The organism is Pelagibius marinus, assembly GCF_014925385.1.
Classification (GTDB): domain Bacteria; phylum Pseudomonadota; class Alphaproteobacteria; order Kiloniellales; family Kiloniellaceae; genus Pelagibius; species Pelagibius marinus.
Map to the genome: position 1 here is coordinate 571,635 of NZ_JACSDK010000001.1, position 12,779 is coordinate 584,413.

The 12,779-nt window shown below is 67.3% G+C and carries 8 protein-coding genes and 1 pseudogene; 8 read left to right on the top strand and 1 reads right to left on the bottom strand.

All coding sequences use genetic code 11. From position 1 onward, the window contains the following. Nucleotides 1–158: 158 nt before the first annotated feature. The 6 genes and pseudogenes from mdh to H7X47_RS02825 all read left to right on the top strand — a co-directional run. Nucleotides 159–1,106: pseudogene (mdh, locus tag H7X47_RS02800) on the top strand (malate dehydrogenase); the annotation flags it as partial. Nucleotides 1,107–1,488: 382 nt separating this feature from the next. Further along, entirely contained in the window at nt 1,489–2,685 is a 1,197-nt protein-coding gene (sucC, locus tag H7X47_RS02805) for an ADP-forming succinate--CoA ligase subunit beta (RefSeq protein ID WP_193367077.1), read from the top strand. Then, a complete protein-coding gene (gene sucD, locus H7X47_RS02810; RefSeq protein WP_193367078.1) occupies nt 2,685–3,557 on the top strand; it encodes a succinate--CoA ligase subunit alpha in 873 nt (290 codons plus the stop codon). Before sucC ends, sucD begins: the two co-directional genes overlap by 1 nt. A 61-nt stretch (nt 3,558–3,618) precedes the next feature. Next, entirely contained in the window at nt 3,619–6,543 is a 2,925-nt protein-coding gene (locus H7X47_RS02815; RefSeq protein ID WP_193367079.1) for a 2-oxoglutarate dehydrogenase E1 component, read from the top strand. Nucleotides 6,544–6,588: 45 nt separating this feature from the next. Next, nucleotides 6,589–8,307 (top strand): 2-oxoglutarate dehydrogenase complex dihydrolipoyllysine-residue succinyltransferase, encoded by a 1,719-nt coding sequence (odhB, locus tag H7X47_RS02820; RefSeq protein ID WP_193367080.1) that lies wholly within the window; start codon nt 6,589–6,591, stop codon nt 8,305–8,307. Next, nucleotides 8,307–8,708 carry a hypothetical protein gene (locus H7X47_RS02825; RefSeq protein ID WP_227010125.1) on the top strand — a complete coding sequence of 134 codons (402 nt, stop codon included), beginning with the start codon at nt 8,307–8,309 and terminating at the stop codon, nt 8,706–8,708. The genes odhB and H7X47_RS02825 overlap by 1 nt, the downstream gene beginning before the upstream one ends. A 9-nt stretch (nt 8,709–8,717) precedes the next feature. Here the strand turns inward: H7X47_RS02825 and H7X47_RS02830 are convergent, their stop codons facing one another. After that, the gene (locus tag H7X47_RS02830; RefSeq protein ID WP_193367081.1) at nt 8,718–10,709 is read right to left on the bottom strand and encodes a BTAD domain-containing putative transcriptional regulator; all 1,992 of its coding nucleotides are present in this window, start codon (nt 10,707–10,709) and stop codon (nt 8,718–8,720) included. Nucleotides 10,710–10,901: 192 nt separating this feature from the next. Between H7X47_RS02830 and H7X47_RS02835 the strand changes: the two genes are divergently transcribed. Then, nucleotides 10,902–11,120, top strand: coding sequence for a YjiS-like domain-containing protein (locus H7X47_RS02835; protein WP_193367082.1), 219 nt, complete (start codon nt 10,902–10,904; stop codon nt 11,118–11,120). A 215-nt stretch (nt 11,121–11,335) separates the two neighbouring features. Continuing rightward, on the top strand, nt 11,336–12,745 hold the full coding sequence (lpdA, locus tag H7X47_RS02840; RefSeq protein ID WP_193367083.1) for a dihydrolipoyl dehydrogenase: 1,410 nt from the start codon (nt 11,336–11,338) through the stop codon (nt 12,743–12,745). Nucleotides 12,746–12,779 lie beyond the last annotated feature (34 nt).

The following is a 12,779-nucleotide window of genomic DNA, read 5'->3' on the forward strand; positions in this document are numbered from 1 at the left end:
CCTGTCACCTTGCGACGGCTGCTGAATCGCGCTAGGAAACCCGGCGATGCCGCAGCGCAACGAAAAACCGTGCCCCGCGGTGTCCAAAAGGTTCTTTGGGGAGCCCTCGGAAGGCTTCCTTGTCTCGACCGCTCACACCGATGGGGGAAACGAAAAACATGGCTCGCAACAAGATCGCGCTGGTCGGCGCCGGGAATATCGGCGGTACCCTGGCGTTGCTCGCCGGCTTGAAGGAACTGGGTGACGTCGTCCTCTTCGACATCATCGACGGCGTGCCCCAGGGCAAGGCGCTGGATCTGGCCGAGTCGACCCCGGTCGAGGCCTACGACGCGAAGTTCGCCGGCGCCAGCAGCTATGCCGCGATCAAGGGCGCCGACGTGGTCATCGTCACCGCCGGCGTCGCCCGCAAGCCGGGCATGAGCCGCGACGACCTGCTGGCCATCAACATCAAGGTGATGAACGCGGTCGGCGAGGGCATTCGGAAGAACTGCCCCAACGCCTTCGTGATCTGCATCACCAACCCGCTCGACGCCATGGTCTGGGTGCTGCAGCAGGCCAGCGGCCTGCCCGCCCACAAGGTGGTCGGCATGGCCGGCGTGCTGGACTCGGCGCGCTTCCGCTACTTCCTGGCCGAGGAGATGAACGTCTCCGTGGAGGACGTCAGCGCCTTCGTGCTGGGCGGCCACGGCGACACCATGGTGCCGATGCCGCGCTACTCCACCGTCGCCGGCGTTCCCCTGCCGGACCTCATCAAGATGGGCTGGCTGAAGAAGGACCGCCTGGACCAGATCGTCCAGCGCACCCGTGACGGCGGCGCCGAGATCGTCGGCCTGCTGAAGACCGGCTCGGCCTTCTACGCCCCGGCCTCCTCGGCCATCCTCATGGCCGAGTCCTACCTGAAGGACAAGAAGCGGGTGCTGCCCTGCGCCGCCTACCTGACCGGCCAGTACGGCATCAAGAACCTCTACGTCGGCGTGCCGGTGGTCCTGGGCGCCAAGGGCGTGGAGCGCATCGTCGAGCTGGATCTCAACAAGAGCGAGCAGAAGATGCTCGCCAAGTCGGTCGGCGCCGTCTCCGGCCTGGTCGACACCTGCAAGAGCATGATGAAGGCGGCCGGCGGCAAGGCCGGCGCCAAGAAGTCGTCAACTAAAAAGACCAGTAAGAAGACAGCGAAGAAGAAGTAGTTAGGAATCAAGCGGTCTTTCGCGACTGGATTAAAATAAAGCCCGGAACTGGGCCGAATTTCGGACCGAAAAACGGCACTTTTCAAGGCTTTCGCCTGGTTGCGCTGAGGGTGCGGGGTGGTAAGGTAGCGCGGGTCCCGGACAACGCTCGAACATAGCGATCCCGGCGGTTACGCCGGCCCGACAGAGATGTCGGAGGATTGCGGAGATGACGGCGCGGGTTTCACGCAAATACATGAACAACACTTGGGAATGCCCTGTCCGGTATGCCTGATCTTCACCAACCAAACTGAAGCGACGGTCAATGAACATCCACGAGTACCAGGCCAAGAGCCTGTTGGCGAAGTACGGTGTAGCCGTGCCCCGGGGGGCGGTTGCTTTTACGCCTGAGGAAGCCGAGAGCGCGGCGAACGAACTGGGCGGCTCCCTCTGGGTCGTGAAATCCCAGATCCATGCAGGCGGCCGCGGCGCCGGGCGTTTCCAGGACGATCCCGAGGGACCGGGCGGCGTGCGCGTCGTGAAGTCCGTTGCGGAGGTCAAGGACAATGCGGGCAAGATGCTGGGCCACACGCTGGTCACCAAGCAGACCGGCCCCGCGGGCAAGGAGGTCAAGCGCCTCTACATCGAGGAAGGCTGCGACATCGCGCGCGAGCTCTACCTCGGCATGCTGATCGACCGGGCGACCAGCCGGGTGACCCTCATGGCCTCCACCGAAGGCGGCATGGAGATCGAAGAGGTCGCGGCGGCCCATCCGGAGAAGATCCTGAAGCTGGCCATCGACCCGGCCACCGGCTTCATGCCCTTCCACGGCCGCAAGATCGCCTTCGGCCTGGGCCTGGAGGGCAAGCAGGTCTCGGCGGCGGTGAAGTTCATGATGGCCATGTACAACGCCTTCCTGGCGCTCGACGCCTCGATCGTCGAGATCAACCCGCTGGTGGTCACCGGCGCCGGCGAGGTCATCGCCCTCGACGCCAAGATGAACTTCGACGACAACGCGCTGTTCCGCCACAAGGACGTGGCCGAGATGCGCGACGAGGACGAAGAAGACGCCATGGAGCTGGAGGCCGCCAAGCACGAGTTGAACTACATCAAGCTCGACGGGCAGGTCGGCTGCATGGTCAACGGTGCGGGCCTGGCCATGGCCACCATGGACATCATCAAGCTGTACGGCAGCGAGCCGGCCAACTTCCTGGACGTCGGCGGCGGCGCCACCAAGGAGCGGGTCACCGCGGCCTTCAAGATCATCCTCTCCGATCCCAACGTGGAGGGCATCCTGGTCAACATCTTCGGCGGCATCATGCGTTGTGACGTGATCGCCGAAGGCGTCGTCGCGGCGGCCAAGGAGGTGGCGCTGCACGTGCCGCTGGTGGTGCGTCTTGAAGGAACCAACGTGGAATTGGGCAAGAAGATCCTGGCCGAGTCCGGCCTGCCGATCGTCTCTGCCGACAATCTGGCCGATGCCGCCGAAAAGGTGGTCAAGGCCGTGCGGGAGGCTGCCTAATGTCTGTGATGGTCGACAAGAACACCAAGGTCATCTGCCAGGGTTTCACCGGCGCGCAGGGCACCTTCCACTCCGAGCAGGCGATCGCCTACGGCACCAAGATGGTCGGCGGCGTGACCCCCGGCAAGGGCGGCTCCACCCACCTGGACCTGCCGGTTTTCGACACGGTCGCGGAAGCGGTTGAAAAGACCGGTGCGAGTGCTAGCGTTATCTACGTGCCGCCGCCCTTCGCGGGCGACGCCATCCTGGAAGCCATCGACGCCGAGGTAGATCTTATTGTCTGCATCACCGAAGGCATCCCCGTGCTCGACATGGTGAAGGTGAAGCGCGCCCTCGCCGGGTCCTCCTCGCGCCTGATCGGGCCGAATTGCCCGGGTATCATCACCCCGGACGAGTGCAAGATCGGCATCATGCCGGGCCACATCCACTCGGCCGGCAAGATCGGCGTGGTCTCGCGCTCCGGTACGCTTACCTATGAAGCCGTGGCCCAGACCACGGCCGCCGGCCTGGGGCAGACCACCTGTGTGGGCATCGGCGGCGACCCGGTGAACGGCACTAATTTCATCGATTGCCTCGACGCCTTCCTTGCCGATCCCAAGACCGAAGGTATCATCATGATCGGCGAAATCGGCGGAACCGCCGAGGAAGAGGCCGCGGAATTCTACCGGGCGTCAAAGGTTAAGAAACCAATCTGTGGTTTCATCGCCGGTGTTACGGCGCCTCCGGGCCGCCGGATGGGCCATGCCGGGGCGATCATCGCCGGCGGCAAGGGCGGTGCCGGCGACAAGATCGAGGCGCTTAAATCGGCCGGTTTCCTGGTGGCGGATTCGCCGGCCAGTCTAGGTTCGACCATGCTGCAAGCCATGGGGTAGCAGCGCGACACGCGGAAGGCGGCCTGGGGTCGGGGTTGCCCGGCCCAGGCCGGGAAAGGCTATGACGATCTATTCGGAATCCCAGGCGGCGGTGCTTGCGGATCTCTACCATAAGTACATCCAGGATCCCGGATCGTTGGATGACCAATGGAAGAGCTTCTTCGCAGACCTGGATGACGAAGCCAAAGCGGTCATCGAAAAATTGAACGGCGGCGCCCCCGGCGCCGCCGAAGCCGTTGCTGCGGTCGCCGCTCCGGCGACCGCCTTCGCGGCGGGGGCCGCCCGGGCCGACGTCAATGACAACAGTGTTCGCGCCGCGACCCTGGATTCGATCCGCGCCCTGATGCTGATCCGCGCCTACCGCGTGCGCGGCCACCTGGAGGCTAATCTCGATCCCCTGGGCCTGAAGAAGATCGACCCCCATCCGGAGCTCGATCCGCGCAGCTACGGCTTCACCGAGGCGGACATGGACCGCCCGATCTTCATCGACAACGTGCTGGGGCTGGAAACCGCCACCCTGCGCAAGATCGTCGAAGTGGTGCGTGCCACCTACTGCGGGTCCATCGGCGTGGAGTTCATGCACATCCAGGACCCGGCCCAGAAGGCCTGGATCCAGGAGCGCATCGAATCGATCCGCAACCAGCCGGACTTCACCGTCAACGGCAAGCGCGCCATCCTGGAGCGCCTGACCGCGGCCGAGGCTTTCGAGCAGTTCCTCAACAAGAAGTACACCGGCACCAAGCGTTTCGGCCTGGACGGCGGAGAGTCGATGATCCCGGCGCTGGAGCAGATCCTCAAGCGCGGCGGCCAATTGGGCCTGAAAGAGGTGGTCATCGGCATGCCCCACCGCGGGCGCCTCAACGTGCTGGCCAACTTCATGGGCAAGCCGTTCCAGGCGATCTTCTCGGAGTTCGAGGGCGGCGCGGCCCACCCCGAGGACGTCGGCGGCTCCGGTGATGTGAAGTACCACCTGGGCACCTCCTCGGACCGCGAGTTCGACGGCAACAAAATCCATCTTTCGCTGACCGCCAATCCATCTCACCTGGAGGCGGTCAACCCTGTGGTGGTCGGCAAGGTTCGCGCCAAGCAGGAGCAGGGCAAGTACAAGGACCGCAGCGAGGTCATGGCGCTGCTGATGCACGGCGACGCGGCCTTCGCCGGCCAGGGCCTGGTGCCGGAGACCCTCGATCTTTCCGAGCTGAAGGGCTACCGCATCGGCGGTACGATCCACTTCATCGTCAATAACCAGATCGGCTTCACCACCAACCCGATCAACTCGCGCTCCGGGCCCTACTGCTCGGACGTGGCGAAGATCATCCAGGCGCCGATCTTCCACGTGAACGGCGACGATCCGGAAGCCGTGACCCATGTCGCGCGCATCGCCACGGAGTTCCGCCAGACGTTCCACAAGGACGTCATCATCGACATGTTCTGCTACCGCCGCTTCGGCCACAACGAGGGCGACGAGCCCGCGTTCACCCAGCCGCTGATGTACAAGGCGATCGGCAAGCACCACACGGTGCGCCAGATCTACGGCCAGAAGCTGGCCCAGGAGAACACCTGCACCGAAGAAGAGGTGCAGGGCCTGTTCGGCGAGTGGAACGACCGTCTGGAGCAGGACTTCCAGACCGCCAAGTCTTACAAGCCCAACAAGGCCGACTGGCTGGAAGGCGCCTGGACCGGCCTGGACGTGGCGCGCGGCTTCGATCCGCGGCGCGGCAAGACCGCCGTGGCCACGGAGGTCCTGAAGAAGGTCGGTCTGGGCCTGACCAAGGTGCCCGCCGACTTCAACCTGAACCGCAAGATCCAACGCCAGCTCGACGCCAAGCGCAAAATGATCGAGACCGGCAAGGACATCGACTGGGCGCTGGCAGAGGCGCTGGCCTTCGGCACCCTGCTGGTGGAGGGCCATCCTGTGCGCCTGTCGGGCCAGGACAGCAACCGGGGCACCTTCTCCCATCGCCATGCCGCGCTGATCGACCAGAAGACGGAAGCGACCTACAAGCCGCTGGCCCACCTCAGCGACGACCAGGCGCGGCTGGAAATCGTCGACTCGCCGCTCAGTGAGCTGGCGGTGCTGGGCTTCGAGTACGGCTATTCACTGGCGGAGCCGCGCGCCCTGACCATATGGGAAGCGCAGTTCGGCGACTTCTCCAACGGCGCGCAGATCATCATCGACCAGTTCATCGCCTCGGGCGAGTCCAAGTGGCTGCGACTCTCCGGCGTGGTTATGCTGCTGCCGCACGGTTACGAGGGGCAGGGGCCGGAGCATTCCTCGGCGCGCATCGAGCGTTATCTGCAGCTCTGCGCCGAGGACAACCTGCAGGTCGTGAACTGCACCACGCCGGCCAATTTTTTCCACGTGCTGCGCCGCCAGCTGCACCGCGAGTTCCGCAAGCCGCTGATCGTCTTCACGCCGAAGTCGCTGCTGCGCCACAAGCGCTGCGTCTCCGACCTGGAGTCTTTCGGGCCGGGCAGCTGCTTCCACCGGGTGCTCTACTGCGACAACCTGCCGAGCGAGCCCAAGGACGCCAAGCAGGTGGTGCTCTGCTCCGGCAAGGTCTACTACGACCTGCTGGAGGAGCGCGAGAAGCGCGGTATCAAGGACATCCACTTCCTGCGCATGGAGCAGCTCTACCCCTTCCCGGTGGACGCCCTGGCCCAGGAGCTGGAGCCCTACAAGCACTGCGACCTGGTGTGGTGCCAGGAAGAGCCCCGCAACATGGGACCCTGGGCCTTCGTCTCCTCCTTCATCGAGGAGGTGGCCGAGGACATCGGCTTCGAGAAGCCGCGCCCGCGCTACGCCGGGCGGCCCTCGGCGGCCTCGCCGGCGACCGGGTCCCACAAGCGCCACGTCGAAGAGCAGGCCGCGCTGCTTGACGATGCCCTCACGCTGGGTAAGAAGCGCATGGGCCGCATCGAATCGCGCAAGGTGCAGACCGAGGCGCGTACCCGGATTGGGAGCAAGGGTCAGGCCGCTGAGTAATCGCGACCTTACGAAAGAGCGCCTGCCCGAGAGAGCGAGAAAGTAATGGCAACAGATATCGTGGTGCCCACCCTGGGCGAATCGGTCAGCGAGGCGACGGTCGCCCAATGGCTGAAGCAGCCGGGTGACGCCGTCGCCGTCGACGAACCCATCGTCGAGCTTGAAACCGACAAGGTGACCCTGGAGGTGAACGCCTCGACCGCCGGCGTGCTGGCCGAGGTGATCGCCGGGGAGGGCGAGAACGTCGAGGTCGGCGCCCTGCTGGGCCGCATCGGCGAAGGCGAGGGCGCGGCGCCCCCTCCCCAGGAGAAAGCGTCGGCGGCGGACGCGCCCAAGGCCGCGGCCCCTAAGGAAGAACCCAAGCCGGCCGCCCCTGCCCCTGCCGCGGGGGGCGGCAACGGCCAGGCCATGGACCTGGTGGTGCCCACCCTGGGCGAGTCGGTCAGCGAGGCGACGGTCGCCAAGTGGCTGAAGCAGCCGGGCGAGGCCGCCGCTGCCGACGAGCCCCTCGTCGAGCTGGAAACCGACAAGGTGACCCTGGAGGTCAACGCCCCGGCCGCCGGCGCGCTGCAGTCCATCGCCGCCGAGGAAGGCGCGACCGTGGAGGTCGGCGCCCTGCTCGGCGTCTTCTCCGCCGGCGCGGCTGCGCCCGCCGCCAAGACCGCAGCGCCCAAGTCCGCAGCGCCCAAGTCCGAAGCGCCCAAGTCCGAAGCGCCCAAGGCCGCGGCGCCCGCCGCCGGTGAGGCCAAGAAGCTCGATCCCGCCGCCGCGCCGCGCACCGGCGGCAAGATCACCAAGGCCGACCTCATGGCCTTCCTGGAAGGCGCGGCGGTCGGCGACCTCGGCCCCGCCGTGCGCAAGCTGGTGGAGGAGAACAACCTCGACCCGGCGGTGATCCCGGCGAGCGGCAAGGACGGCCGCCTGACCAAGGAAGACGTGATCAATTTCCTGGAGGGCAAGACCCAGCCGCTGGCGGCGCCGGCCCCGGCTCAAGCCAAGGCGCCGGCAGTTGCACCTGCAGCCCCCGCGCCCGCTGCGCCGGCGGCCCCTGCAGCTTCGGGCGTCAAGCGCGAGGAGCGGGTGCGCATGCCCAAGCTGCGCCAGACCATCGCGCGCCGTCTGAAGGAGGCGCAGAACACCGCGGCCATGCTCACCACCTTCAACGAGTGTGACATGAGCGCGGTCATGGCCCTGCGCAGCCAGTACAAGGACGCCTTCGAGAAGAAGCACGGCGTGAAGCTCGGCTTTTCCTCCTTCTTCACCAAGGCGGTGGTCGGCGCGCTGCAGGAACTGCCGGCGGTCAACGCGCGCATCGACGGCGACGAGATCGTCTACAACCACTACTACGACATCGGCATGGCGGTCTCCACGCCCAACGGCCTGATGGTGCCGGTGGTGCGCGACTGCGATCAGAAGTCCTTCGCCGAGATCGAGAAGTCGCTGGGCGAGCTGGCCGCCAAAGGCCGCGAGGGCAAGATCTCCATGGACGAGATGACCGGCGGCACCTTCACCATCACCAACGGCGGTGTCTTCGGCTCCATGATGTCGACGCCGATCCTCAACATGCCGCAGTCCGCCATCCTGGGTCTGCACAAGATCCAGCAGCGCCCGGTGGCGGTGGACGGCAAGGTCGAGATCCGCCCGATGATGTACCTGGCGCTGTCCTACGATCACCGCATCATCGACGGCCGCGAGGCCGTCACCTTCCTGGTGCGCGTCAAGGAAGCCATCGAGGATCCGCAGCGCCTGCTGATCGGCATGTAATGGCCGACGACGGCGGCGCGAACGACGATGACAGCCTCAGCGGGTCGGAGAGCCGGCGCCTGGAGCGTCTGCTCGACCGCCAGGGCGAGGCCGACTACGAGCTGGACCTGACCGGCCTGGACCTGGCCCACGCCGTCGCCTCCGTCGACCGCATGGTGGAGCGTCAGCGCTTCCGCGACGTCGGCCGCTCGGTGCTGCTGCGCATCGACCCGGCGACCCCGGACAGCGGCGAAACCCTCTTCGGCCGCCTCGGCCGCCACCTGCTGGACCTGAAGCGCCGCGGCCTGGTCGCCACCCTGGCCCCGCTCGATCCCGCCAAGGGCGCCGGCTTCAACCTCACCCTGCCGGCGGGCAAGGAATCCGGGTCGCCCGAAGACGACGCGGGGCCGCGGCTCAACTGAGCCGCGGGTTCACTTTTCCGGAAAGCCGGCCTTGCGCATGCCCTCCCAGTAGGCGGGTGTGCTGTCGTGCAGGGAGGGTGGCAGGCTCTGGCGCATGAACTCGATGGTCACCCCGGGATAGTGACGCAGGAACTGGTTCATGGCCTCGGCGGACTTCTCCTTGTTGCCCAACTGCGCGTGGTAGGCCGCCAGCATGCGGTAGGCCCAGGTCACGCCGGGCCCCTCGCGTAGCCCCTGCTCGACCAGCCCTATCGCCTTTTCGTAGTGGCCTTGTTCCGCCTCGGCAATGGACAGGCCGAAATGCATGTTGAAGGTAAAGGGGTCGAAGGGGCTGAGGGCCAGCGCCCGCTTGTAGTTGGCGGTGGCGCTCGCGAAGTCCTTTGCGAAGAGCCTTTGCCAGCCCGCGCGCATCCAGCCCCAGGCGTTGTTGGGGTCGAGGGCGAGACTGCGCTCGATGAAGCCCTCGGCGCGCGCCAGATCCGAGGTGGTCATGCCGTAGGCGGCGCCGATGGCGGCCAGGGCCGTGGCGTGGTCCTGCACTTTCAGGGCGGCCTGCTCGGCCGCCGCGACGGCCTGAGCACGTTCGCGCGCCGGGTCGTCGGTCCAGAGGTAGCAAGCCTGCTGGGCATGGCACCAGGCTTTGAACGCGAGGGCCACGCCATAGTCCGGATCGCGCTCCAGCGCCCTGTCGAAGAGCTTCAGGGCCGTCAGATTGTCTTCCTTGCGGTGGGCCCAGAAGTGCGGCAGGGCCTGCAGCATCAGGTCGTAGGCCTGCAGGTCCTCCGGCGGTGTCTGTTTTGCCCGTTCGATCTCCGAGGCGCGGATCGAGGGGTTGATGGCGCCGGCCACCTGGGAGGCGATGCGGTCCTGCAGGTCGAAGAGCTCCGAGCGGTTGTCCTCGTAGCGCTCCGACCACAGCTGCCGGCCGCTTTCCGTCTCCACCAGCTGCACGGTGATGCGCACCCGCTCGCCGCCGCGCCGCACGGTGCCTTCCACGGCATAGTCCACGCCCAGGTCGCGGCCGACCTCGCGCACGTCGACGAAGCGGCCCTTGTAGCTGTAGGCCGACTGGCGGGCGATAACGAAGAAATCCTTGATGCGCGACAGCGCGGAAGTGATCTCCTCCACCACGCCATCGGCGAAGAAGTCGCCCTCCTGGCCGCCCAGATCGTCGAAGGGCATGACCACCACACTCGGCTGGCCGTGGCGGTCGCTGGCGGCCTTGGCCGCGGCGGGTTCGGCGGGCGCCTCCGGCGCCGTCTGCCCGCCGGGACCTGCCGGCGGCGGAGCCCCATCGTCGAGCAGCGCCAGGGTGCGGGCCTCCGGCTCGACCCCCAGGTCGCGCAGGACCGCCTCGGCGCAGCGCTCCAGCTGGCGCCGGGCGGCGTTGGGCTGGCCCTCGGCCAGGCGCAGGCGGATGAGGGCGCGGTGGGCGGCTTCGGCCGCCGGGTCCTTGGCCAGCAGCCGGTTCGCCAGAGCCTCGCAGGCGGCCTGCTCGCTCTTTGACAGTCCGGCCTCTTCGCTCAAGCGCTCGGCGAGCTCCAGCGCCTCCTGGCGCAGCTGCGCGCGCTGTGCGGCCACGAGGTGCTCCAGGGATCCGCTGAGCGGGATGCCCTCCAGCAGCTCGCCGCTGTAGAGGCCAGCGGCCTCTGCCAGGGCGCCGCGCCCGCCCCCCCGTGCCAAGGCCTCGAAGCGGTGCAGGTCGATGAGTTCCGCCCCGCCGCTCAGCTTCACCGTGTCCTGTTCGGTTTCCACAGCGGCGCCGTCCAGCACCGCCGGCAAGGCCTTGCGGATCGCGGTCAGGGCCTGGCGCAGGCTGGACTTGCCCTGGCCTTCGGCGCGCTCCGGCCAGATCCACTCCGCCAGGGCGTCGCGGGTCGCGCCCTTGTCGCCCAGCAGCGCCAGGACTGCCAGGACCAGGGCGGTCTTGCGGGTCGGCAGGGTAACGGCGTCGCCGGACGGGGCGGTGACAGTGATGCCGCCGAAGAGGGCTAAGGGCATGCGCGAGACCTTTGCAGATCCGGACTGGGGCGGCTGTTCAGGCTGATTTTACGCATATTTCACGCTGCGGCCATGATTTTTCATCGGCCTTTCGCGCCGTGCAGCCCTTCCCTGAAACGCCTGGGGCCGATCTTTGGGCCAGTTCTTGAAACGTCGCCGAGAAGCACCGTCCCCGAACCCGGAGAGATCCCCATGACCAGCACCGCGATCCACGCCCCCAGCCCCTGCCGGCCGGCCACGCCGACCACGATCTCCGACTACCTGCTGCGCTACCTGCGCCGCGCGGGCACCCGGCGCGCCCTGGCCGGACTGACCCCGGAACAGCGGCGCGACGTCGGGATCGGCCCGGCCGAGGGCCCGGTCTACCAGGATGACCCCCGCACCATGATCCGCCTGATGTCCCTGCGCTGAGCCGGCACCCCTTCCGGCCACCTGCCTGACTGCCGGGGCGCGCGCTTGAAGGCGCGCGTTCCGCGCTTCTATCTCTTCCGCATCGCCCGCTCCGCCGAAGCCGCCTCACTGGCGAATGGCTGGCCTGCTTGCTGCAGTCTTGTTCCCCCGGGGCTGCTGCGGCATGTTGGGCGGAAATTCAGACCTCTTGTAGCGCGCCCGAGGAAGAGAAAATCATGAGCGACAAGCAGTACGACCTGGTGGTGATCGGCGGCGGTCCCGGCGGCTACGTGGCCGCGATCCGCGCCGCGCAGCTCGGCATGAAGACGGCCTGCGTCGAGGGGCGCGGGGCGCTGGGCGGCACCTGCCTCAATGTCGGCTGCATCCCCTCCAAGGCGCTGCTGCAGTCTTCCGAGAAGTACGCCGACGCGGCCAAGCACTTCGCCGAGCACGGCATCAAGGTGGAGGGCCTGGGCCTCGACGTCGCGGCGATGATGGAACGCAAGGACAAGGTCGTGCGGGGCTTGACCGGCGGCATCGAGCTGCTGTTCAAGAAGAACAAGGTCGACTACGTGAAGGGCTGGGGCTCGATCCCCGCCGTGGGCAGCGTCAAGGTGAAGCTGGCCGACGGCGGCGAGGAGACCCTCGCGGCCAAGAAGATCCTCATCGCCACCGGCTCCGAGTCCACGCCGCTGCCCGGTGTCGACACCGACGAGAAGCAGGTCGTCACCTCCACCGGCGCACTGGCGCTCGACAAGGTGCCGGGCCAGATGGTGGTGATCGGCGCCGGCGTCATCGGCCTGGAGATGGGCTCGGTATGGTCGCGCCTCGGTGCCGAGGTGACGGTGGTGGAATTCCTCGACCGCATTCTGCCCGGCATGGACGGCGACATCGCCAAGCAGACCCAGCGCATCCTCGGCAAGCAGGGCCTGAAGTTCAAGCTGGGCACCAAGGTGACCGGCGCCAAGAACGGTAAGGCCGGCGTGACGCTGACGCTGGAACCGGCCAAGGGCGGCGACGCCGAAGAGCTGAAGGCCGACGTGGTGCTGGTGGCCATCGGGCGGCGGCCTTTCACCGAGGGACTGGGCCTGCAGGAACTGGGCGTCGCCATGGACAACCGCGGTGTCATCCAGGTCGACGGGAACTACCAGACCTCGGTCGAGGGCATCTACGCCATCGGCGACTGCGTGCCCGGCCCCATGCTGGCGCATAAGGCCGAGGAGGACGGCGTGGTCGCGGTCGAGCGCATGACCGGCCAGAAGAGCCACCTCGACTACAACCTGGTGCCGGGCGTGGTCTACACCTGGCCGGAGGTCGCCGGCGTCGGCAAGACCGAGGAGCAGCTGAAGGAAGCCGGCATCGACTACAAGGTCGGCAAGTTCTCCTTCATGGCCAACAGCCGCGCCCGCGCAGTGGGCGACACCGACGGCGTGGTCAAGGTGCTGGCCGACAAGCGCACGGACAAGGTGCTGGGCGTGCACATCGTCGGCCCGCTGGCCGGCGACATCCTGGCCGAGTGCGTCACCATCATGGAGTTCGGCGGCTCGGCGGAGGACATCGCCCGCACCTGCCACTCGCATCCCTCCATGGGCGAAGCGGTGAAGGAAGCCGCGCTGGCCGCCGACGGCCGCGCCATCCACTCCTGACGCGGCGGGCGCGGCCGGGCCCTAGGAATATCTG

Bases quoted from the DNA above. Each gene is read 5' to 3' on its own strand.
- H7X47_RS02815 (WP_193367079.1), top strand. From the start codon at position 3,619: ATGACGATCTATTCGGAATCCCAGGCGGCGGTGCTTGCGGATCTCTAC.
- sucD (WP_193367078.1), top strand. From the start codon at position 2,685: ATGTCTGTGATGGTCGACAAGAACACCAAGGTCATCTGCCAGGGTTTC.
- H7X47_RS02825 (WP_227010125.1), top strand. From the start codon at position 8,307: ATGGCCGACGACGGCGGCGCGAACGACGATGACAGCCTCAGCGGGTCG.
- lpdA (WP_193367083.1), top strand. From the start codon at position 11,336: ATGAGCGACAAGCAGTACGACCTGGTGGTGATCGGCGGCGGTCCCGGC.
- sucC (WP_193367077.1), top strand. From the start codon at position 1,489: ATGAACATCCACGAGTACCAGGCCAAGAGCCTGTTGGCGAAGTACGGT.
- odhB (WP_193367080.1), top strand. From the start codon at position 6,589: ATGGCAACAGATATCGTGGTGCCCACCCTGGGCGAATCGGTCAGCGAG.
- H7X47_RS02830 (WP_193367081.1), bottom strand. From the start codon at position 10,709: ATGCCCTTAGCCCTCTTCGGCGGCATCACTGTCACCGCCCCGTCCGGC.
- H7X47_RS02835 (WP_193367082.1), top strand. From the start codon at position 10,902: ATGACCAGCACCGCGATCCACGCCCCCAGCCCCTGCCGGCCGGCCACG.